The organism is Nostoc sp. (assembly GCF_036919615.1).
In the GTDB taxonomy this organism is placed as follows: domain Bacteria; phylum Cyanobacteriota; class Cyanobacteriia; order Cyanobacteriales; family Nostocaceae; genus Nostoc.
In genome coordinates this window covers 142434-165727 of sequence record NZ_JBALCN010000041.1, presented here as the reverse complement: position 1 = coordinate 165727, position 23294 = coordinate 142434, and the positions used below count along the sequence as shown (strand labels likewise).

20 protein-coding genes and 2 pseudogenes are annotated in these 23294 nt (G+C 41.5%); 11 read left to right on the top strand and 11 right to left on the bottom strand.

Translation table 11 applies throughout. The features are described from left to right. Positions 1 to 11: 11 nt before the first annotated feature. Both V7K48_RS13375 and V7K48_RS13370 read left to right on the top strand, forming a co-directional pair. Entirely contained in the window at positions 12 to 2345 is a 2334-nt protein-coding gene (locus V7K48_RS13375) for a CHASE2 domain-containing protein (protein ID WP_335073245.1), read from the top strand. Positions 2346 to 2421: 76 nt separating this feature from the next. Further along, the gene (locus V7K48_RS13370) at positions 2422 to 3252 is read left to right on the top strand and encodes a DUF928 domain-containing protein (RefSeq protein WP_335073121.1); all 831 of its coding nucleotides are present in this window, start codon (positions 2422 to 2424) and stop codon (positions 3250 to 3252) included. A gap of 452 nt (positions 3253 to 3704) precedes the next feature. Here V7K48_RS13370 and V7K48_RS13365 read toward each other — a convergent pair whose 3' ends face one another. From V7K48_RS13365 to V7K48_RS13355, 3 genes and pseudogenes are all read right to left on the bottom strand, one after another. Next, positions 3705 to 4853: an AI-2E family transporter gene (locus V7K48_RS13365; protein ID WP_335073119.1), complete on the bottom strand. Its 1149-nt coding sequence runs from the start codon at positions 4851 to 4853 to the stop codon at positions 3705 to 3707. Between the two features lie 90 nt (positions 4854 to 4943). After that, complete coding sequence (locus tag V7K48_RS13360) at positions 4944 to 5135, bottom strand: hypothetical protein (protein ID WP_335073117.1); 192 nt, start codon at positions 5133 to 5135, stop codon at positions 4944 to 4946. Between the two features lie 120 nt (positions 5136 to 5255). Further along, positions 5256 to 5817 (bottom strand): annotated as a pseudogene (locus V7K48_RS13355) (Uma2 family endonuclease). A 522-nt stretch (positions 5818 to 6339) separates the two neighbouring features. On the opposite strand from V7K48_RS13355, the gene V7K48_RS13350 reads away from it, so the two are divergent. The 6 genes from V7K48_RS13350 (at position 6340) to V7K48_RS13325 (ending at position 11440) form a co-directional block, all read left to right on the top strand. Next, positions 6340 to 7527: a glycosyltransferase family 4 protein gene (locus V7K48_RS13350; RefSeq protein ID WP_335073115.1), complete on the top strand. Its 1188-nt coding sequence runs from the start codon at positions 6340 to 6342 to the stop codon at positions 7525 to 7527. Between the two features lie 245 nt (positions 7528 to 7772). Continuing rightward, a complete protein-coding gene (locus V7K48_RS13345; RefSeq protein ID WP_335073113.1) occupies positions 7773 to 7922 on the top strand; it encodes a hypothetical protein in 150 nt (49 codons plus the stop codon). An 813-nt stretch (positions 7923 to 8735) separates the two neighbouring features. Continuing rightward, a complete protein-coding gene (locus tag V7K48_RS13340) occupies positions 8736 to 9173 on the top strand; it encodes a DUF6918 family protein (RefSeq protein ID WP_334974546.1) in 438 nt (145 codons plus the stop codon). A gap of 27 nt (positions 9174 to 9200) precedes the next feature. Further along, positions 9201 to 9437, top strand: a complete 237-nt coding sequence (locus V7K48_RS13335; RefSeq protein ID WP_335073111.1) for a hypothetical protein — start codon at positions 9201 to 9203, stop codon at positions 9435 to 9437. A gap of 74 nt (positions 9438 to 9511) precedes the next feature. Next, on the top strand, positions 9512 to 10426 hold the full coding sequence (locus tag V7K48_RS13330; RefSeq protein ID WP_335073109.1) for a M23 family metallopeptidase: 915 nt from the start codon (positions 9512 to 9514) through the stop codon (positions 10424 to 10426). Between the two features lie 381 nt (positions 10427 to 10807). Continuing rightward, positions 10808 to 11440, top strand: a complete 633-nt coding sequence (locus V7K48_RS13325) for a DUF1003 domain-containing protein (protein ID WP_335073107.1) — start codon at positions 10808 to 10810, stop codon at positions 11438 to 11440. Positions 11441 to 12029: 589 nt separating this feature from the next. On the opposite strand, the gene V7K48_RS13320 is transcribed toward V7K48_RS13325, so the two are convergent. Next, positions 12030 to 12797, bottom strand: coding sequence for a circadian clock KaiB family protein (locus V7K48_RS13320; protein ID WP_335073105.1), 768 nt, complete (start codon positions 12795 to 12797; stop codon positions 12030 to 12032). Positions 12798 to 13086: 289 nt separating this feature from the next. Further along, entirely contained in the window at positions 13087 to 14361 is a 1275-nt protein-coding gene (locus V7K48_RS13315) for a type IV pilus twitching motility protein PilT (RefSeq protein ID WP_335073103.1), read from the bottom strand. Positions 14362 to 15091: 730 nt separating this feature from the next. Here V7K48_RS13315 and V7K48_RS13310 point away from each other — a divergent pair. Continuing rightward, complete coding sequence (locus V7K48_RS13310; protein ID WP_335073101.1) at positions 15092 to 15466, top strand: hypothetical protein; 375 nt, start codon at positions 15092 to 15094, stop codon at positions 15464 to 15466. 277 nt (positions 15467 to 15743) lie between these two features. After that, complete coding sequence (gene wecB / locus V7K48_RS13305) at positions 15744 to 16874, top strand: non-hydrolyzing UDP-N-acetylglucosamine 2-epimerase (protein ID WP_335073099.1); 1131 nt, start codon at positions 15744 to 15746, stop codon at positions 16872 to 16874. A gap of 439 nt (positions 16875 to 17313) precedes the next feature. On the opposite strand, the gene V7K48_RS13300 is transcribed toward wecB, so the two are convergent. From V7K48_RS13300 to V7K48_RS13275, 6 genes and pseudogenes are all read right to left on the bottom strand, one after another. Further along, on the bottom strand, positions 17314 to 17982 hold the full coding sequence (locus tag V7K48_RS13300; RefSeq protein WP_335073097.1) for a peptidoglycan-binding domain-containing protein: 669 nt from the start codon (positions 17980 to 17982) through the stop codon (positions 17314 to 17316). Between the two features lie 136 nt (positions 17983 to 18118). After that, entirely contained in the window at positions 18119 to 18268 is a 150-nt protein-coding gene (locus V7K48_RS13295; protein WP_335073095.1) for a hypothetical protein, read from the bottom strand. 201 nt (positions 18269 to 18469) lie between these two features. Then, on the bottom strand, positions 18470 to 18880 hold the full coding sequence (locus V7K48_RS13290) for a response regulator (RefSeq protein WP_335073093.1): 411 nt from the start codon (positions 18878 to 18880) through the stop codon (positions 18470 to 18472). 149 nt (positions 18881 to 19029) lie between these two features. Then, positions 19030 to 19764, bottom strand: a complete 735-nt coding sequence (locus tag V7K48_RS13285) for a Crp/Fnr family transcriptional regulator (protein WP_335073091.1) — start codon at positions 19762 to 19764, stop codon at positions 19030 to 19032. A gap of 80 nt (positions 19765 to 19844) precedes the next feature. Next, positions 19845 to 20591, bottom strand: a pseudogene (locus V7K48_RS13280) (Crp/Fnr family transcriptional regulator). Positions 20592 to 20780: 189 nt separating this feature from the next. Continuing rightward, positions 20781 to 21374, bottom strand: coding sequence for a Crp/Fnr family transcriptional regulator (locus V7K48_RS13275; RefSeq protein ID WP_335073089.1), 594 nt, complete (start codon positions 21372 to 21374; stop codon positions 20781 to 20783). An 813-nt stretch (positions 21375 to 22187) separates the two neighbouring features. Between V7K48_RS13275 and V7K48_RS13270 the strand changes: the two genes are divergently transcribed. After that, positions 22188 to 23225, top strand: coding sequence for an NADP(H)-dependent aldo-keto reductase (locus tag V7K48_RS13270; RefSeq protein WP_335073087.1), 1038 nt, complete (start codon positions 22188 to 22190; stop codon positions 23223 to 23225). Positions 23226 to 23294 lie beyond the last annotated feature (69 nt).

Sequence of the window (23294 nt, the reverse complement as noted above, 5' to 3'; positions counted from 1 at the left end):
TAGTAGCAGTCATGGGCAAGTTAGTGGTTCTAAAATTCGGAGAGGGTAGTTTTGAGCAGGGGTTTGCTGTTACTCTCCAAATTGGTGAAGAACACGAGCGTGCTACAACAGAAATCACGGGGAAGCTACCTTCATTCCCTGAAATGCCGCTCTATTATAGTCATTGGCAGTCTAGTTATCGGCAGATAGGCAATCGTTATCGCCTCCATGCTGACCAAATGCAGGTGACGAATGTATCGATGATTCAAGACTGCGAAAACACTTCCCATATTTTGCGGGCACGCTTTAATACCTGGCTGCGAGCAGAGGAGTTTCGCCCTTTGAGGGAAAAATGGTTAGAAAGATTGTCGTCCACGGAAGAAGTGCGGGTGATTCTGCAAACAGAAAATAGCCAATTGCAACTATTACCCTGGCATCTATGGGATTTGTTAGAACGCTACCCCAAGGCTGAAATCGCCCTTTCTTCACCATCCTACGATCGCATTCACAAGCCACGCACTCCAAATAAATTAGTCAACATTTTAGCAATTGTGGGCAATAGTCAGGGGATTGACACTCAGGCTGATTTAGCTTTACTACAACAGTGTGCTAATGCAGACGTCAGCTTTCTGGTAGAACCACAACGTAAGGAATTGACTGACCATCTCTGGGGAAAAAACTGGGATATTCTCTTCTTTGCTGGGCACAGTTCCAGTAACAAAAATGGAGAAAGCGGACGAATTTACCTGAATAAAACTGATAGCCTTACCATTGGCGAGTTAAAGTACGCTCTTAGGAAAGCCATTGAAAACGGTTTGCAACTAGCTATATTCAACTCCTGTGATGGATTGGGATTGGCGCGAGAATTAGCTGATTTGCAAATTCCTCAAATGATCGTCATGCGCGAACCGGTTCCAGACCAGGTTGCTAAGGAGTTTTTACAGTATTTTCTCCAAGGCTTTGCCAATGGGAAGTCTTTATATCAAGCAGTCCGCCAAGCACGGGAACGATTGCAAGGACTTGAGGATCGATTTCCCTGTGCAACTTGGCTACCAATGATTTGCCAAAATCCAGCCCAGATACCACCCACTTGGGATGAATTAAGGTCTATAAAAACTGAAGATATACCGAATTTAGCTTACTCTCACAAACGCAGATTTACGATAACCTTGTTATCGAGTTTGGCGATTACAGCCTTGGTTTGTGGAGTGAGATGGCTAGGATTAATGGAAAGTCCAGAGATGCTAGCCTTTGACCAAATGATGCGATCGCGCCCCGCAGAAGGACTTGATCCCCGACTGCTGGTAATTACAATTGATGATGATGATTTGGCAACTCAAAAACAAAATGGCGATCCCTTGATCGGAGTTTCTATTTCCGAAAAATCTCTCAATAAACTACTGGCAAAACTGAATCAATACCAACCCCGCGTGATCGGCTTGGATCTCTATCGTGATTTTAAAGCCACACAACCAGATTTAATTACTCGTCTCCAAAAAACTCAGAACTTGATTGGCGTATGTAAGGGGAGCGATGGCACAGTAAATATACGAGGTAAAAAGCCACCACCAGAAATCCCCACAACAAATCTAGGATTCAGCGACTTTATTGAAGATCGTGATGGAGTTATGCGTCGGCATCTCCTGTTCATGAACCCAGAGCCTACATCGTTGTGTCTTGCTCCCTATGCATTCAGTGTAGAACTGGCTTTTCGCTATCTGAGACCTTTAGGAATTCAACCAAAGTTGACCCCTCAAGGGAATTTGCAGCTGGGTAAGACTATTTTTTCAAATCTGAAGTCTAGCACTGGCGGCTATCAAAATATTGATACCAATGGCGGTCAAATCTTACTCAACTACCGTTCTTCAAAACAGATAGCCGAGCAGATAAAGCTAACACAATTTTTATCTAGCCCGGTTAACCCTACTGCTATCAAAGATCGAATTATTTTGATTGGTGTGACGGCAAAGGAGGATTCTCTAGACACCTGGCGTACACCTTACGGAGTAAACTCGGATGAGCAAATGCCAGGAGTGTTGGTACAAGCGCATATGGTCAGCCAGATCCTCAGTGCTGTCCAGGATGGGCGGCCGTTGCTGCGGGTTTGGTCACTATGGGTTGAGGTGGTCTGGATTTGGGGGTGGTCTTTGGTAGGGGGAGTCCTAGCTTGGCGAAAGCTTTCATTTCGTTGGTTGGCATTGGCAATCAGTATTACCTTCAGTGTTATATGTATAATTTGCTTTAGTCTATTAATTTCGGGTGCTTGGGTGCCGTTTATACCTTCGGCTTTGTCGTTGGTAGCTACGGTTGCCTTGATGTCAATTTATAATTCAAAAACAAAAGTTTGGGTGGCGAATAGGGAATAGGGAAAGATTTTTTATGAAATTTTTGGATAACCAGCAGATAAATCTACAAGGTTTACATACTTAAGGGAAGGTTTTTATGAAGTCAAATTCACAACCGATAAAACTGTTTGTAGTAGTAGCTTTTAGCTGCACCAGTTTACTAGTTAGCCTGACTCCAGTCCTTGCAAAACCAACTCTTAGTTCTTCACTTAGCGATGCCTACGGCGGGCTACACCTACGCTCTAATACTAAAACGACCTTTGCTCAAGCCACAACCTTTAATCAACCCTCACTTCCACCTGGCCCCCCTCCTGGAGGTCGTGTTCGTGGTGGAGCAAAGCGCGGTGGATGTCCACTTACTAAACCTGACCTGACTGCTTTAGTGGCCTTTACTAAGCAACCTAATTCAGTGATTAATGTTTGGGGAAAAACAACGGTAGAACGCCCAAGTTGGTTTTTCTATGTGCCATATACCAAAAATTTGCCTTATGAAGTTGAATTTGTGCTGCAAGATCAGGACTCTAACGATATTTACCGAAAAGCGATCGCTCTACCAGATAAAGCAGGAGTCATCCGCGTTTCTCTGCCTACCACTGCTCCCGCCCTGACACTAGACAAACAATATCGCTGGTTTTTCACCATTGACTGTGACAAGCAAAAGGATTCTCCCCCAACTTTCGTCAACGGGGTAATAAAACGAGTTGAACTGAATCCAGCCGCAGTCAAAGAGCTACAAACGGCAGAGCCTCTAAAGCGCTATGCTATCTATGCCCAAAACGGCATATGGTACGAGGCACTGATGACACTGGCTCAACTGCGTCAGAAAAATCCTCAAGATGCAGCACTGCAAGCAGAGTGGCAGAATTTATTAAGCAGCATCGGCTTAAAAGATATAGCAGCAGAATCGATTCTCTCAGACAAACCTTAGACTAAGGGACTGACAAATAAAAAACATCCAACTCTTCTTGTCAGCTGGACTGAAAAGTCCGCCCTTAGTTACGAGCGCTCGTGTCGCCCACTCCACAAGATTGGATAATTTATTTCTTGGTAATCTCTAAGTACAGCATTTCATTAAAGCTACCACTGATAGCGCAGCTGACTTTTCACGGTAAGTCCTCAAACCACGAAACAGCGTGGCTTTTTCCACAGTCTAATTCTCAATAACTCTAAGTTAATGAAAATAGGTAACGTAAAAGTTAGGGTTTGAGAAACCCTCAAAATAACCTTTTCCACATCCCGTGAAAAGTCAGATAGCGCAGCGGTAGCGAGTCCGCGTACCCCTTCCCTACGGGACGCTACGCGAACGGGGAAGCAAGCTACGCGTAGCGTCTCCTAGAGAGTGTCTTGTAATTATGAATTATTAATTATCAATTATTTTGACTAATCTTCTTTTTGCAAGATATCATCAATCGGTCGCTCCCGATTAATATTAGGACTTTCTGCTGTCCAATAATCATCGACTTCAGGAGATTCAGAAACCATCACAAACTCAGTCTCTTTTGTATGGTTATTCCCCCATTTATCCAAAACATCTTTAATCAGTACTTCTTGCACCCAAATTTTAGCGACGACAGTTAGGGGTAGTGCTAGAAATAATCCTAAAAAGCCAAAGAAAGTCACGAAAAATAATTGGGAAATTAAGGTTACAGCTGGTAGCAATGAGACTTGATGCGCCATGACAATGGGCGTGATAAAATTACTTTCAGTCTGTTGAATAAAAAAGTAAAGAATCAAGACAGCGATCGCTTTCCAAGGTTCATCCAAGAGAGCGATCGCCATTGCTGGCAGTACACTCATCGTTGGACCGAGGTTGGGAATTAAGTTCAAAAATCCTGCCAAAACCCCTAAAGCAAGTGCTGCTTTTACACCCAAAATAGATAAGCCAACTACACTCATCAACCCTACTACACCCATAGCAATGAGAGCGCCTATTACCCATCCCCCCAAAGAGACTTCGCATTGATCTAAAATACCTTCGACTCGTCGCCGATAAAATGAGGGGAAAAGGCGCACAAAGACTTTGCGGTAAGCCACAGGGTTGGCTAATGTCATTCCTGTTAAAACTAGCACTAGTAAAACCTTGAGAACAATTTCCAAGGAGCCAGATACAAAGGCGAAGGAGTTTCCTAATACCCGATTGACGAAGGGCTGTGCTTGTTGGATCAGGCTGTTTAAATCTGGGATGTAAGAAATCAGTTCAGTAGGAATGCGGCTTCTCAGGGCGTCAAGCCAACTATTAAAGCGTCCAAACCCTTGGGGAACCCGATAGGTTAGTTCTTGAAACTGCTGGGCAAAAGGTGGCACAATTAGCCAGAAAAAACCCACGATTCCGGCAAAAAAGATAGCGACTGCCAGAAGGACAGCGAATCCACGCTTCATGCCTAAGCGTTGGAAGCGTTTTGCTAGCCGATTTAAGGTGGTGGCTAACACAACTGCGGCAAACATTAGCAAAAGCACTTCCCGAATTTGCCACAGGATGTATAAAGAAAGAACTATGGCGATTAAGCCGATCCATTGACCGAGTTTCACAGGCTGACTCCCAACGGTTGGCGAGATGCAATTTTCTTGTAATTAAGCTAGGTTAGCCGATTTTAGTCACTTATGCGTAAATGGTTTGAGTTAATTTTGTTTCTGTGCTTTGAATCGCCACAGTAGCGCGATCGCCATAATCACAATCGGCAACAATACTATAATTAACGCGTTGGTTGCTGTCGCCGGAATTGATAAACTTGGCCCTGCATACTTAATTAATACCGAAAACAAAGCCGAGAGTAAAAGCAGTTTCAGAACCAATCCTAGTTGATTTTCCATAAAAGTACGGCAATACAAATTTTTGTAGTAAACACGAATTGGGGCTGTACCGCCCAGTTTCTACAATAAACTGACAGATACAATCCTTTGCAACTTTCTCTAGGAAATGCGTTTGCTTTTTTACGTCAAACTCAACCAGCCAAAAATTTGTTCCACCGTCAGTTCCAATTCGATACCCTCCAGGATGGGTAATTTATCAGTACCTTCATATAATTCCAATCGCTGTCCCGGAAAAATCCCCAACACACTTTCGTCTTCAGGGTTGATTAACCAGCCTAATTCAGTACTATTGCATGAACAATGCAATAATTTACTCAATACTTTTTTTAACCTTTGGTCTGGGGAAAGAATCTCAATTGCCCAGTCGGGATGAATTTCAAAGCGATTAATAATTCTGCCAGATGGAGTTTTAGGAATTCTATCCCAGCGAAACACAGAGACATCAGGAACGATCGCAGCGCCACCAAAGGTACAACGTAGTTTGGGCAAAGCGTAAGCAATTTTATAGGCTTCTAGCTATGCGATTAATTGTTTCACAAAGAGTAGCTTGAAGCAAGCTATGTTCACCTTGGGGCATAGGTTTTTGAATAATTTCACCGTTAATAAAATCTGATGCTGGCTCAGTTTCTGGTAGTTTCAGGAACTCTTCTAAAGTTAGTTGGAGTTGAGTTGCGATCGCCATAAGTGAGTGAAATAGAGGGGATGGTTTTATTATGTGCGTTAGCCTTGGCGCAGCATCTCGAAGAGAAGCTCACCGCAGGCATCGCCAAGTGACTTTTGAATGAGTGACTTTTGACTTCCCCGTTCGCGTAACGTCTCCTAGAGTTGCTAGAGTTAGGGCTGACAGACATTACATTTAATGAAAGTTGGTGCATCCCTTCGACTTGGTGCAGTCGCTCATGGGGGAAACCCCCTTCTCTACCAGACGCTTTGCGTTGGTGTAGCCTCTCGTAGAGAAGGCGCTAGCCTCTCCCAATATGAGAAGACCACGCTGCTTCACCAAAATCCAAAATCCAAAATTCAAAATCAATTGACCTAGTGTTATATTCCTAGCCCACAGTTGATAACCTTTGATAAGCTTTAACAAAATCACTGTTAAAAAGTCTAAAAATTTTAGTAAACATACTCACTGCATTCAGCATCCTTGTATTTTTAGATAAATGTAGTTTCTTAGATATTTGTAAAGTGTCGGGGAGTCTAATAGATGAAGATACTGGTACTGAGTTGGGAGTTTCCACCAAGGATTGTTGGGGGAATTGCACGGCATGTAGCGGAGTTGTACCCGGAACTGGTAAAGCTAGGGCATGAAGTCCACCTGATTACGGCGGAGTTTGGTCAGGCATCGATGTATGAGGTAGTTGAGGGAGTAAAGGTGCATCGGGTGCCAGTGGCACATAGTAACGACTTTTTCCACTGGGTAGTCAATCTCAACCTGAGTATGGGACATCACGGTGGTAAGTTGATTTTAGAGGAAGGATCTTTTGATTTAATTCATGCCCATGATTGGTTAGTAGGAGATGCTGCGATCGCTCTCAAACATAATTTTAAAATACCACTAATTGCTACAATTCATGCTACTGAATACGGACGCTATAACGGTATTTACACAGACATCCAAGGCTATATTAATGGCAAAGAAAACTTGCTAACTTACAACGCTTGGCGGATTATTGTTTGTAGCAACTATATGCGCCAAGAAGTAGAACGATCGCTACACAGTCCTTGGGACAAAATCGATGTCATTTATAACGGTATCCGAGCCGAAAAGAAACAGCATCACGTAGATTTTCATGCTGTAAATTTTCGCCGCCAATTCGCCACAGACTATGAGAAAATCGTTTACTATCTTGGTCGCATGACCTATGAAAAGGGTGTACCTGTATTGCTCAATGCTGCACCTAAGATCCTTTCCCAAACAGGAGGTAACGTTAAATTTGTCATCGTTGGTGGCGGCAATACTGACCATCTCAAGCGCCAAGCCTGGGATTTGGGAATTTGGCATAATTGCTATTTTACAGGTTTTCTCTCTGATAGATACTTAGATAGATTCCAAACTGTCGCTGACTGTGCAGTATTTCCTAGTCTTTACGAACCTTTTGGAATTGTGGCTTTAGAAAGCTTTGCTTCTCGTGTTCCGGTAGTAGTTTCTGATACTGGTGGTTTCCCAGAAGTGGTACAACATACCAAAACCGGCATTGTTACTTGGGTGAACAATCCCAATTCTTTAGCTTGGGGAATTTTGGAAGTGTTGAAAAATCCAGGTTATCGGCAATGGCTGGTGGATAATGCTTATAAGGATTTAGAGCGACGTTTTAGCTGGCCGAAATTAGCCAAGCAAACCGAACAAGTGTATCAGCGAGTTGTACAAGAGCGATCGCAAATTGCCTGGTAGTTGATAGAGTAGAGACATGATATATCGCGTCTCTACAAGGGTTTTGGCTGTCCTTAGCCATTGCTGAATCTAAATGGAAGTTTTCTTTTAACTTGCATAAATTCTTAATCAACCTTTGTTAGATCCATAGTAGGCACTGCTTCAATTTCTGGAGAAGTGCAAATTTTATCTGGTTTCGGATGCAATTTTTTTAATACCGTCATCAGTAACACTAGTAAAAAAGCTAATTCATCAATAATAATTAGATGAAACTGCTCCCTTTGGATAAACTAAAAGCTAGAGAAGCCAATGGTACTGTTGATTTTGGAATATTTCTTCCTTGGATTTCTCAAGATGATAGGAATCGGCTAAAAGGATGTTTGAAAAGTCCTTTTGTCGGTAGCAAAACGTTCTAGATCCCCCTAAATCCATGCCACTTGCTCTACTTGGGGAGACCCATGTTCCCGCAGTGGCTCCCCGATAAATTGGGGGACTCTGATGCCGATTCCCTCTTAACCCTCTTCTGTCACTCTCCGAAAACATTTGCCATTTTTGAATTCTAGAGCTTTTGTATAGCAAGCGATCGCGCGATTCTTTTCTAATAACAAATACAAGACCCATTTTTTTCTAATAGTATAGCTTGTATTGATTGCCTCATAAGGCTTCTAGCAATCGTCCTCCCGGAAAGTGACAAAAGAGGGTTAAGAAGCTACAGTGTACATACATCTCTGTACCAAATTAAAATCATTGTAGATCCTCCTAAATCCTCCGATAAATTAGGGGATCAAAAGCTTGTGGGGTAACTTTAGCAGACTTATGTGTACACCGTAGCTGATAAATTGGGGGGCTAGGGGATTAATAAGTGCCTAAAATCACAGCCAATTGCTGACAAAAGTGAACCATCGACTATCCAGATAGGATTAAATCTTTGATTCACATCCCGCCATTTGTCTGGAATCACCGAATTTTAGATTTGAAATTTTGGAAAATGAAATTGAATAGAACTTGTGTTCCAAAATTTAAAAAGGTTTGTCCCTTACGCGTCTGGTAGAGTTGCCCCCGTTTTTTCGCGAAAATAACTCTTTGAGATTGCTTGTGCGCTCATTTCAATTGATTTACCCATATTCTCTAGTCCATAACATCCTCTAACTCTGATACGATTTTCTGTAATTTCCTGCTTGCTAAAAAAATTAGTCGAATAATTAAGTACTTAAATAAGGAAGAGTGTAATGGGACTTAGCGACGGACTTTTGAACCCGACCAAAAAGGCTATGGTCGTAGATGACTGTTGCAAGATGATAGAGGGACAGCTTGCATCCAAGTCAGGCATAAGCGGCATCGCTTTGAAAACTGCCTTCGCCGCTCTCAAAGGGGTCAAGCCAGGGTATATCCCCTACGTCGTTGAGCAGATCCTGCCGCAGTGCTTCACGGCACTTGATCCCATCTGGAGTGAAGGCGTGGAGAAAGGTAATCCAATTGAACACCTGAGTGCGAATCGCTCTTATACGGCAGACACACTACTGGGTGTCACCGATGCCAGAGTCAAGAACGTAAAGCGCCAAATCGTGCGAGGAACATATGAAAAACTTCGCGGTTCCGCCAAAAAGCACGTAGAAGAAGCAGTGCCTGACTTAGCCAAAGTAATCAATAATTACACTCAGGACTGAGCAGAAGGAAAGAATCACAATAAACGTATGCCGCCATTCGATGCGTCGGTTGGTGGCATACGGGCAAATATTACACTTGTAGCTCCAAAGTCTTTGGCGAGAGTCTTAGAGAGGCTAGAAACCGAGTTGGGACTCAACATGATGGATAAAACGGTCTATCAGTTAGTTCCCCACCAACTCCAAACCAAACTAAAAGTTTCTCGTCCTCAAAGCACTAAACAGCACCCACAAAGTCAGTCTCACTTTAAAAATTTAATTTCCTGATATATACCGAGTAAGTTTGAAACAACAAATAATCAGAAACTATCTGAATTATTGTTTTAATCGGCTTACAACTTATGAAAAAAGTTACCGTTTATCGATACCGTACTTATGGACTAATTGGGTTAATGTCCTTAACCGTCGTATTAAGTACAACTACATCTGCCCTAACACAGTTAGCAGGCGATTCCCCAATTGGGCAAACTCCTATCCCTGCTTCTAACTTAATCTGGCCGACTCAAGGGTTTATTTCTCAAGGCTTCCGCAAATATCAACATGAAGGAATTGATATTGCCGGGGCATCTGGAACGCCTATTGTTGCTGCTGCATCCGGTACAGTTATCAAAGTAGGTTGGGATGATTGGGGATTAGGCAATGCCATAACTATTAAACATCTCGACGGCAGCACTACTGTTTATGGTCACAATCGTCGTTTGTTGGTGAGCAAGGGTCAACAGGTCATTCAAGGTCAAATTATTGCCGAGATGGGATCTACAGGCAATAGTACAGCACCTCATCTACACTTTGAAGTTCATCCAAATGGTCGAATAGCAGTTGATCCCCTTCATCTATTGACATCTTTAACTGCAAGTGTTACCTCTAGTTCTAGAGTTCAGCAGGCAGATAACCCGAACCGCCCAGTCTCGACACCCCCAGTGGTAAAGCAAGTTTCACCTTCACAGCCAATTCCAATATCTTTTGCACCTGTTAGCACTGATACTAAATGCAATGGAGTTACCATCATTGAGGGTAAGACTGCAAGTATTCGTGTAAAAGTCTGTGAAGAAAATGGTCAGTTATTTTATATTGGGCAGTTGAAGCAAGACCCAAGCAAGCCTATAAAAATAGCAGCTTTGAATATTGGTAAAGGCAGATATCGAGCAGATAATGGTAGTTTTTATTATTTAGTCAGCCCTGAAAAAGTGGAAATTTGGCGAAATGGCAGTCAGATACGTTCTGACAGTTTTTATAGTTTAACGAAATCGCCATAAAGTCCCTAATTATAGCAAAAGTCAGGAGTCAAAAAGGCTTTTTATCTGATTTGTAGACCAAAACACTGTATTTCACTAATTTGCAATCTGCTATATTTATGCATTTTATCCCTTGTTTCAATCCCTAATAGGAATTTTAGATGATTGCAATCCACGCGATCGCTAATTCCTAAATCAGGAATATATTCAAAAAACTGGACGTATACGGCAACGCGATAATTTAGTAATTAATTTTACAGGTTGCAAAGATATTTTACTTAAGTTACCTTAAATCATTGAGTACCATCCCCAACAGTCATAATAGTGTATCCCATCAGGGAAGCTTCGCTATTAAGGATTTGAAATCAGAAGTTCTACCCCATTCATCAAGTCAGACTAGCAATGCAAACCAACAATAAATCAAATCCAAGCGATTCACCGCAAGTATCGTGTCAAACATATCGTCAAAATATTCTCCCCACTGCCCCATTACCGGAATCTATCAGTAAAAATATTGAGACTATCATCGCATTGCATAGACGTTACGAAAAAGACGTACCACAACACCAGCGGGTTGTAGAAACGGTAATTGCCTTTTTTGGTCGTCCTGTATTCCTATATAGCATCCTGCTTGGGATTATTATCTGGGTAACACAGAATATTTTACCACGACGTTTAGCCATACCAAGATTTGATCCTTTTCCATTTCCTTGTTTACAATTTTCACTGACTGCGGGTTCATTATTGGTGACAACAGGGGTATTGATTAAACAAGAGCGACAAGAAAAGTTAGCAGAGCAACGGGCGCAGCTTAGTCTTCAACTCAACCTGCTCTCTGAGCAGAAAATCGCTAAACTCATCAGTTTGGTTGAGGAATTACGCGAGGATATTCCTAATGTCAAAAATCGCTTTGATCCGGAGGCTGAAACGATGAAGTCCCCTACTGACCCGTATGCAATTATAGATGTATTAGAAGATACTTTAGCATCCGAGTTAGCAAGTTTCTCGAACAAAAAAACATCAATTGAAGAATAATAAAGCAAGCGTAGTTAAAGAAGAAGTACGGCAGAATTGGATGTCGTTTCAATCCCTAATAGAGATTTTAGTTGATTGCGATGCTACTAACCTTAAGGTAATAGATGCAAAGTTTAAAGGTTTCAATCCCTAATAGGGATTTTAGTTGATTGCGATGTGACCACTTTCTTAAATCATTTATCTTTCTTGAATGGGTTTCAATCCCTAATAGGGATTTTAGTTGATTGCGATCATAGTTGGGCCTCTCTTGTTCTGCGGCGGCGTAATCCGTTTCAATCTCTAATAGGGATTTTAGTTGATTGCGATCAAGACGAGTTCGGCAACCGAGTCATGATGTATGTTTCAATCCCTAATAGGGATTTTAGTTGATTGCGATCCAAAAAAATCAGCAAACAACTGCCACATAACCTCTGCGTCCCCATCAAAGTTCTGATAGTCGGAAGCTAACCCTTAGACTTCTTTGGAGGGTTTCACTTTTAACCCACAATTACCACAATTTTACGCCAAGCTGTATCTAGCTAACTTCAAAGAGATGTCTGGGTTGGTCTACGCCTATGCACTCCCAGTTATGATGCTATCGTTATAAAACTTAAAATTTTTCGTTAGCAGCTAACATCTGTAAAATCTTTTCTACATGATCCAACTCTCCAACGATTCGCCGAATTGGATGAGGCCAAACCTTGACAAGGGTGGGAGTTGCAGAAACCTGATTGAGTTCTGCTTGTTCTGGATGAGTTAAAACATCAATCACTTTCAGAGTATAAGGATGTCCGAGCGATCGCTCTAACAATTCGTGTAAATTTTGGAGAATGCGTTCGGTAGTACTGCTGTGTCCTGCAACAAATAAACGCAGAACATAGCCTTGTGTAATTACTTCCTTTTTCTGGATTATTACTGGTTGGTGGTATTTTGGCACAGGTTCAGAAAGGTCTAGACGGACAATTAAGTCGTGATCTTCCCAAAGCTGCCCAAATGAAGAACGATAAGTTGTTAACACCATGCGATCGCACAACTCCTCCTGCCAGGGAGCTGCTTGCCAGACTAACTCCCCTGTGCCAAAAATGGCATTAAGCAAAGCTTGATGTCTAATTACAGCCGGATAAGCTTCAGCAAAAGTTCGCACTTGTTGAGTGCGCGGATCTAACCAGTGGTCAATAGTCGCAGTATAACAAGGCACTAAAAAGTGCGGCGGCTCTGGCAAATCTAGGATTTCTTGCAAAGCCGAGCACAAATGCAAGTGCCATCGGCCTTGCTTGCTAGGGTCGATGCAGTAAATTAAATCTCCTCCAGGTGTAAATAGCGCAATGCCTTTAAACAACTGGGGTGTAGATAGTTTATTTGTCGTCAAGTTATTCACAGAGGCTAGGAAGTTAAAAGTAAAAAATTCTCTCTTTTACCTTTTACCTTAGCTATAACCTCAACCAGGAACACAAAGATATTTGGGATTGGGGATTGGATACTGGAGATTGGGCATAAGGCATTGGTCAATAGTTAGTAGTCATAGGAGTGAAAATGAATGTAGAGACGTTATATATAATGTCTCTACAAGGATTTCAGGTGACGCATCATTAATTTCTAGAGATGTCTAGTAGTCAGTAATTATTCTCCCCCTACTGCCTTATCTCCCTAATCCCCAGTCCCCAATCTTAAACTCGACCTCGGAGAAACTGCGCCATTTCGTTAGGAGTTGGTGACATTTCCAAAGCAGTTTCTTCAGTGATACGACCGTCTTGATAGAGATTGAGCAACGACTGATTCATCGTAATCATGCCGTCAAAGCCAGCTTGTTTCATCAACTCGCCAATTTCATCATACTTACCGTCTTTAATCCATTCTTTAATAGCCTCAGTATTTATCAGCACATCGTGGAAAGCAGCCCGCTTCCCGTCAGTTGTGCGGCATAAACCTTGGGCAATCACTGACACTAAAGACTCAGAAATTGCTACCCGCATTGCATCCTGTTCTTCACCAGAGTAGAGGTTGAGAATCCGCTCAATGGTTTTGACAGCGCTATTGGTGTGCAGGGTTCCCATAACCAAGTGACCAGTCTGAGCGGCTTTTAGGGCGGTGTTAACTGTTTCCTTATCCCGCATTTCCCCCACCAGAATTAAATCTGGGTCTTCCCGTAAAGCTGCTTTCAAAGCATTGTCAAATTTCCGGGTGTGCATTCCCACTTCCCGCTGTTTAACTAAAGACTTGCGGCTTTGATGGACAAATTCTATCGGGTCTTCAATAGTAATGATATGCTTTGCCATCTCCTTATTGATGTAGTCAACCATCGCTGCCATCGTGGTGGACTTACCAGAACCAGTGGGCCCAGTCACTAAAATTAAACCTTTATGGTGATGACAAATATCCCGAAAAACTGGCGGTAAATTCAACTGTTCCATAGTTAAGATTTTCAGTGGAATCAACCGCAACACTATTGCTGGCCCCTTGAGAGAGCCAAAAACATTAATCCGCACACGAGCAAAGTCATATTGAGTTGCTCCGTCAAATTCTAAGTGTTCTTCAAAACGCTGAATTTCCCCCTCACTCATCACCTCCCGCAACCAATTCATCAAAGTTTCTTTATCTATTTCTGGATAATCCGTTGATTGAATTTCTCCTCGGCTGCGGAAGCGGGGTACTTCACCCACACCCAAGTGCAAGTCAGAATATCCCTGATCGTAAGCTTCCCTGATTAACTGCGCTAAAGTGATTTGCTGAGTGCTGTTTTTAGGGCGAGCTGAAGTAGGTATTGGCGGTGGACTACCCGGACGATGACCAGCAACAGGCGCGTTGGTGCTTCTATCGATTGACATATCCAATGTTTGTGTCATCTGCCGCTGCGTACTAGAGGTTGGCGGTGGTGGCGGCATTGGTGGCAGGTTACGTCCGGCAGCAGAGTTAGAATTTAATGGAGACTGTGATTCTGTCATATATCTTCACATTTGGCAGTTAAATAGTTGATTTAGCGAGAAGTCAAGTCACTAGCTTTGATGACTTTTGGAGGATGCTTGCGTGCAAGCCCCAGCGGTGATGGAAGGCGATTGAAACTCTAGAACCACGGTCAATCCATTTTATCCACCTCAATTTGTATCTTTTTTTCCTAAGATTTCACTACTCAGAAGATTTGGAGAAATTATTTAACTTATCTAACCTGGTTTAACACATCCAATGACTCAAAACACCTCAGCAAAGATACATAGACAATTATGTAATTTTTATTACTTTAACATAAATATAAATATTCTAAGTCCTTAAATGAGAAATTTATCCCAGGCATGGACACGAATTGCTAGCTATTAACAGCACAAACATTAGTAGATCATTTATTCAGCCCATCTATTAATTATGAGAACCACTATTAATTGTTATAAGAAATGTTAAGTTGAATAGGAGTAATATCTGGGGATCAAGGTAAAAAGCTCATACCTTTGAGCTTATATACCTCAAGACAGATGCAGATAACAAGTTTTTTTAATAGATATAAACTTGATTTTAAATTCATAATTAGAAAAAATTGACTGTAAACTTTAGTAAACAAATGCTCATTTTTCTGATTAGTTTTTATATACTTAATTTCACTGAGGAACGAATCAGTTTACTCGCAAAAAGCGGGATATGACTGAAATTAAAATTTGTTGTGTATTTTTAGGAGGAAAAGTCATGGTTTCTGCTCAAAGCTCTAATCAAGGAAAGACCTACTCCTTGTTGATGATTAAAAGCTTTTTAATATGGACTTTTACATTGGCAGTATGCTTGTTGGTTGTCGGTTTTCCACTAGTTGTCTTGATGGCTACGGTTGGATGTCTGTTGTCGATTATCTTGCAATCTGTGATGCCTGTTAGTGCTGTTTTGCTTGTAGCAGGCGCTTTAATCATGATTAATGTCATGGCAGTTGTATTGGCTGCGGGTGTGTTAACTCTTAAAGGAGTTCATCCTAATGAAGTTAAATGGTTAAGCTGGTTGCATGGAGAGGCAGACCAAATGCAGACTACTGTTTACGCTGCTTGCCCTTTAACTTGTGAGATTAAAATGTAGTCATTACAGGTGAATTCGACAAAAAAACAGTGCGTCTGCCCGGTTAAGCCGGGTTTTTTCATGCTTTTTGGGATTTAAACTTCCCAAATCAAGATGTAGTCATTACAGTTGAATTTGATAATCAGTGTATCTGCCCGGTTAAACCGGGTTTTTTCATATTTTGTGTGATTTATCCTTTTATATTTATGATTTGTGTGATGATTTCCCGCCAACTATTGACTATTAATCATAGACGATTGACTATAACCATTGGCAAATTACAGATGACAAATGACAAATGACTAATCAAAAACGGGTTTGTATTATCTTGGGTACTCGTCCGGAAGCGATTAAACTAGCTCCAGTGATTCAGGTTTTCCAGAAGTTTTCAGGTTTTGAGTCGCAAGTAATTCTAACTGGACAGCATCGGCAGATGGTTGAGCAAGTTATGCAGCTGTTTAACATCAAGGCAGATTATGACTTGGAAATTATGCAGGTTCAGCAATCTCTAAATGATATTACCTGCCGCAGTTTACAAGGGTTAGAAGGGTTATTCAAGGAGAAAAAGCCAGATTTAGTGGTGGTGCAAGGAGATACTACCACGGCTTTTGCCGCAGCTTTGGCAGCTTTTTATCAAAAAATCCCTGTCGGTCACGTAGAAGCAGGGTTAAGAACTGATGATATCTTCAATCCTTACCCAGAAGAAGCTAATCGGCGGTTGATTTCTCAAATTACTCAGTTGCACTTTGCGCCGACTCCTTGGGCTGTGGAAAACTTGCATCGTTCTGGTGTTTTGGGTGAAATTCACATGACCGGTAACACGGTAATTGATGCACTTTTGAATGTAGCTGCAACCCAAGCAGTTTGCAATGTACCAGGCTTAGAGTGGGATTCATATCGCGTTCTGTTAGCAACAGTTCACCGTCGGGAGAATTGGGGAGAACCTCTGTTAGCGATCGCTCAGGGGTTTTTACAAATTTTAGACAAGTTTCCTGATACAGCAATGCTTTTACCATTGCACCGCAATCCAACAGTGCGAGTCCCGTTGCAAGCGCTTTTAGGGAATCATCCCCGAATTTTCTTGACAGATCCTCTCGATTATGGCGAATTGGTGGGAGCAATTGGGCGATCGCATCTTTTGCTCACTGATTCTGGTGGGTTGCAGGAAGAAGCCCCCAGTTTGGGAAAACCAGTACTGGTTTTGAGAGACACCACAGAAAGACCGGAGGCTGTTGCAGCCGGTACAGCCAAACTTGTAGGCACTACAAGTGAGAACATTTTTGCAGCTGCTGCTGAGTTACTCAATGATCCAGATGCTTATCAAGCAATGGCAAATGCAATTAATCCCTTTGGCGATGGTCATGCAGCAGAGCGCATCTTGCAGATTGTGCAAAATTACTTGGGTCTTTCGTCAGAAACATCAACTTAAGAACTTAGATTAAACCAAGTGCGAAGTTTTTATTTTTTAGGGTGCATAAAACCGGCTTTTCTCCCGGTTTTTCATTTTTTTAGTGATTTTACCAACAAAAGTTTCTGATTTTTATCTCGTGAGAGTTATAAAAGAGCGTTAGCCCTCTTCTGTCACTTTCCGGGAGGACGATTGCTAGAAGCCTTATGAGGCAATCAATACAAGCTATACTATTAGAAAAAAATGGGTCTTGTATTTGTTATTAGAAAAGAATCGCGCGATCGCTTGCTATACAAAAGCTCTAGAATTCAAAAATGGCAAATGTTTTCGGAGAGTGACAGAAGAGGGTTAGGGCAGGCAAGATGCCCACCCCACAAGACTTTGATTAAATTTAGATATGCAAACTAGATGTAGAACAGCTTAGAACTTGGAAAGAAGATTTTCAAAAGGTGGCTTCTGGCTAAATACCCAGAGCTGATCGAGTTTCGGGGCCGACAACACCATCTACAAGTAGACCTTTACTTGCCTGAAAGCTTCGGACTCGGCTAACAGTTTCTTGACCGTAAATTCCATCAACTGTGAGATTACTTAAAGCTGTTTGAACGTCTCTTACAAGCAGACCTTTAGAACCAGGAGTAAGAATCACCGAACCGCCAACACCACCAGGTCTAGTCGCAGGAAGATAGTTAGGTTTATCACCAATCCATCGGGCAAAAACGTATCTACCCGTAGAAAGCCTAGCATAACCGTTTTCATATCTTTCAACTGCTGGAAGTGTTGCACCATTTGATATACAGTCTACATATGAGTAGTTGGTGCTTGGGCCTGTACGGATACGTAAACAACTGCCGTTAGTTTTTACATATGCAGCCGAACTCATTTGAATTTGGCTAACAGCAACAAGTAATACGCCAACGCCAGCTAAAGCTAACCAAGCTGAAGATTTAAGCAGTTTTTTCCAATTGAATTTATATTTGCTGTTTCCAGATGCCTCTTCTTTAGTAATAACTATGTCAGAAGATTTAAAAGGTTTTCTCCAATTCCATTGAGATTTAGGGGAATTGTATCCGGTGTTTCCAGATGCCTCTTCTTGAGCAATAAACATGTGGGAATAAGCAAGATATTCCATAATATGCCCCTTTATATGAAAAAATGAGTACTCACAGAGAATTACTTGATTTTTCTCTGTATATATTCTTAGTATATTTTATATCACTGTGTTTTAAAAAAATTTTTACTGGTAGCGAAATTAATAAAAAATAAAATTAGTCAAAAGATTCTTGAGAAAATGCGATGTCTGTCTTGAAAAGTGATGCTCGTTCTTCTCTACCAGACGCTGCGCGTAGCTTGCTTCCCCGTAAGGGTATGCTAACGCTAACGCGCTGATTTAAGTAAGTCGGCACGATAAAATCCATGTATGTTTAGTTTTGTAAAAACTCTGGAATGAATAATTTATAAGCAATTCGCTGATTTTACATTTCGTTACATAGCTTGATTTTTTAACGCCGACTTACTTAGTATAAAATTACCAGGCGATCGCTTGCCTTCTCAAAATTAATAAAATTTAGTCAAAGCTTTCTTGCTTACTGGCTTCTGCCTTGTTACATCCAAATATGTCAAGCGTATTGTTCGAGTCCAGCTAAACTAGCAACCACAGAAGCTAACTCGTCTAAGTCTACTGGCTTACATCGGTATATATCATAACCTGCTAATAATGCACGATTATGGTCTTCGTCAAAAGCGGATGCCGTTAGAGCAATAGCTGGAATCTTTCTCCCTCGCTTTGCTTCCAGATTTCTGGCCTTCAAGAGCAGTGAGTAGCCGTCTTCATCTGGTAAATAAATGTCACTAATTAGGATGTCTGGTTTAAAAAATGACATTATTGCTATAGATTCGCTTGCTGAAGCAGCCGTGATAATCTCTGCTCCGTCTATTTCAAACAGAAAGGTAAGTAATGTTCTAGTATCAGGGTCGTCATCAACAACCAGCAATCGCAGACCTTTAAAAGATATCGATTGATTAGACATTATTTTCACTGCCATGTAGCTCAAACACTTGGAGTAACAATTACATCAAAAGGCAGGTATTTGTAAATGCCATTTGATGCCTACTTAACTAAATCTTAAAGAAACTAATTAGCAAGTGTCTGTCCGGTTTCAGACACAATAACTTAAAATTATTTATTGGCATCGCGCCTTGGCTGATTCTCCAGCAACCGAGCAAATTCGCCTTGTATGACTCGATAACACTCGCAAGAAGTTGCTGACAAATCCTCTCGGTTAAGGATGCTAATATGACCACGCTGGTAGCGAATCATTCCGGTTCGGCTCAGGGTATTAGCCGCTACTGTCACACCGGAGCGCCGTACACCTAGCATCTGGGCGATAAATTCTTGTGTGAGCGGAAAATCCTCTGATTGCAGGCGGTCAGAGACTGTCAGTAGCCAACGAGCCAGCCGCTCCTCTAGTGTATGAAAACGGTTGCAGGCACATCCTTGCGCCAGTTCAGTGTATACAGCTTGTACATAGCGCAGCAGCAGGTTTTGAATAGCCCCACCCTGATTTAACTCGGTTTTAAGTACATCTGCATCCATCTGCATAGCAGCACCCGAAACCTGCACAAACGCTTTTGTGGTTGTTGTCTTGCCTCCTAAAATTATTGGGATACCGATCATCCCTTCATTGCTCACTATCCCAACTTCCATCATCGAGCCATCTTCCATATTAGCGACTAAAGAAACTACTCCGTGTTGGGGAAAATAGACCTGTGTGATCGGTTCTTTTGATTCGTAAATGACTTGCCGAGTCGAAAGCGAAACCAACTTTAAGTGTGGAACAAGACGCTGATAATCACTAGTTGACAAAGCCGCGAGTAACTTATTTACTTGCGGCTTAAGAGTGTTTTTGCTCACTGAACATTAAAAGAGAAATTTGCTCAAAATACTTTAAATCAAGTGACTTTTGCGAGTCTGTTCGGTTTCGCACATATAACTCAAAAAAATTTTTCGGCTCGCTTACTGGGCATCATGCCCAGTAAGCGAGCAAATTCGTTTTGTATGACTCGATAACACTCGCAGGCAGTTGCTGACAAATCCTCTCGGTTCAAGATGCTAATATGACCACGGTGGTAGCTGATCATTCCGGCTCGGCTGAGGGTACTAGCCGCAACTGTAACGCCGGAACGACGTACACCTAGCATCTGGGAGATAAATTCTTGCGTAAGCGGAAAATCTTCTGATCCCACACGGTCAGAGACTGTCAGTAACCAGCGAGCCAGCCGTTCGTCCAGTGTATGCAGACGGTTGCAGGCAGCTCCTTGCGCCAGTTCAGAGTATATAGCTTGTATGTAGGACAGCAACAGGGTTTGAAGCGCTCCGCCCCGATTGAACTCGGCTTTAAGTACATCTGCATTCATCTACATAGCAGCGCCCGAAATCTGCACAAATGATGTTGTGGTTGTGATCTTGTTTCCTAAAATTACCGGGATACCAATCATGCCTTCATTACTCACTATTCCAACTTCTGCCGTTGAGCCATCTTCCATAGTGGCAACTATAGAAACCATTGACTTATCAGGAAAATAAACGTGTGTGATTGATTCGCCTGCTTGGGAAAGTATTTGCGGAACTTCGAGCGAAACTAGCTTTAGATGGGGGACAAGACGCTGATAATCACTGGCTGGCAGAGCTGCGAGCAGCTTATTTGCTGGCTGCTGAAAGATATTTTCATCTAATGACATTAGAAGCTACTCTCCTTAAGGTAGGTGACTCTAGAAAGGCCAACTCAAGGCACAAGGAAAGGATTTAAGGATCAGATCCCAATGTCAAAAGGTGTATTTGCTAAAGAAACATGGGAACAATCTAAAAAAGCTTAAATTAACACACTTGTTTTAGTCTGTGCGCTTCCGTACATAGAAGTTTAAAAAAAATTATTTTCGCCGTTTATTGGGCAATAAGCCCAATAAACGGATAAATTCATCTTCTAATATCTGATAACATTCACAGGAAGTTTTTTCTAAAGCCTCTCGATTCAGGATCTTAATCTGACCACAGTGGTAGGCGATGATTCCAGCTTGGCTCAGGGTACTAGCTGCTTCGCTGATATCAGCGCTATCTACACCCAGAATCTGTGAGATAAATTCTTGAGTAAGCGGAAATTCCTTTGATTCCAGACGGTCAGAAACTGTCAGCAGCCAACGAGCCAGCCGCTCTTGTCGCTGATGAAGACGGTTGCAGGCAGATTCTTGTACTATTTGAGTGTATACACCTTGGACATAGCGCAGCAGCAGGCTTTGAAGCGCTGTACCCCGATTGAACTCGCTTCTGAATATATTTGCATCGATTTGCATGGCACTGTCTGAAATTTGCACCAATGCAGTTGTGGTTGTGATGTTGTCTCCTAAAATCACAGGCATACCCACCATGCCTTCATTGCTCACTAAACCAACTTCCATTGTCGAGCCATCTTCCATAGTGGTGACAATAGAAATCACTGCTTTATGAGGAAACAAAATAAAGGGCATTGCTGATTAAGAATACGAATTTGTTTCACGCAGAGGCGCACAGACACAGAGAGTAAGAGTTGAAAATAGATGATTTTTGCATTTCATATCTAAATTCAGCAACGCCAGATCAAGTATTAATATGCCGCTTTGCAACTCCAATTGAATGCATCAAAAATGCCATAACATCCCAGTAAATATTTCAATTATTCAGTATAATTATATTTATTTTTTACTTAAATCACATTGCTATAGACATGAGTATTGTTGGAAGCGATCGCAGTAAAAAATTCCTGGTTATACAAATCCTTAAAACCCTAAATCTTTGTCATTGCTACCAGATGTTGTAAACTCTCGCAGGTAAAGTTGGTATATTTTGATTGCAGTAAACGCAAGCTACTTAGGACTAAATATATTAATATGAACATTTATTAAAACTTAATTCTAAAATAATCTTAAAATTTCCTAATATACTACGGTAAATTTATTGGTTTATGGTAGTATATGCTAGGACTAAAATATTCCATTTCACAAATCCTCAATAAAAGCAAGTATTTTCTACTACAATTTTAGATTTTTTCTTACTCCCAACTAGCTTACTTATCTGGTTCATCTATACAATAATAAACAACTATATTCATTAAATACGTTTTCTTTATCTGTTTTTAGTAGTATCAGCTAAATATTAATTTTCTGAAAAACTTATATTGGTTTAGTACCACCAAATTCGGTGTTGTTTGGAGCTAATTTACTTAAAAAGAGCGCCTTGAGAAAAATGCAAAATATCCAAAATAAATATTATTTTTGAATAAACTGAAAAGCAACGCAAAAATTATGAAGTATAACCAACTTGGTAAGAGTGACTTAAAAGTTTCTGAAATTTGTCTAGGCACCATGACCTATGGACAGCAAAATACCATTGAAGAAGCCCACGAGCAGCTAGATTATTCTATTGACCAAGGAGTCAACTTTATTGATGCAGCTGAGATGTACCCTGTACCAACAAGTGGCAAAACTTATGGATTAACTGAAACTTACATTGGGGAATGGTTAAAGCGTCAACAAAGAGATCAACTTGTTATAGCTACTAAAATTGCTGGCCCTGGTCGAGGCTTTAAATGGGTACGTGGTGGAGCCAAAGCAATTGACCGTGATAATATCAAACAAGCTGTAGACGATAGTCTAAAAAGATTACAAACGGATTATATTGATCTATATCAAATCCACTGGCCCGATCGCTACGTGCCACGGTTTGGACAAACGGTGTTCGATCCAACTCAGGTGGAAAAAACGGTTCCCATCGCTGAACAGCTAGCAGTTTTTGCCGATGTAATTAAGGCAGGGAAAATTCGCTATATCGGTTTGAGTAACGAAACACCTTGGGGAGTGGCCCAGTTTAGTAATGCTGCTAAACAATTAGGATTGCCCAAAGTTGTTTCGATTCAAAATGCTTACAACTTACTGAATCGAGTATTTGACGGAGCCTTAGCAGAAGCAGTTTATCAGGAAGAAATTGGGTTACTAGCTTATAGTCTTTTGGCATTTGGTTTCTTGACTGGTAAATACCTAAACGGCAAACCAGAGAATGCAAGAGTCACTTTGTTTGAAAATTTTGGTCAGCGTTATTTGAAACCAAAAGTAGGTCAAGCAGTAGCAGCTTATGTGGAAATTGCCAAGCGCTATCAACTAAGTCCAGTGCATCTAGCTTTGGCATTCGTGCGGAGTCGTTGGTTTGTGCCTAGCACAATTATTGGTGCTACGACACTCGAACAACTCAAAGAGAATTTAGAAAGTCTGAATGTGGTTCTCAACAAAGACATTTTAGAAGAATTGGATCTAGTTCATACTCAGTCTCCAAACCCAGCACCTTAAACATATACCAATTCTGTATGAAGATGCGCCAAACAAAATGAGGAACGTAGACGCAAAGCGGCTTGCCGC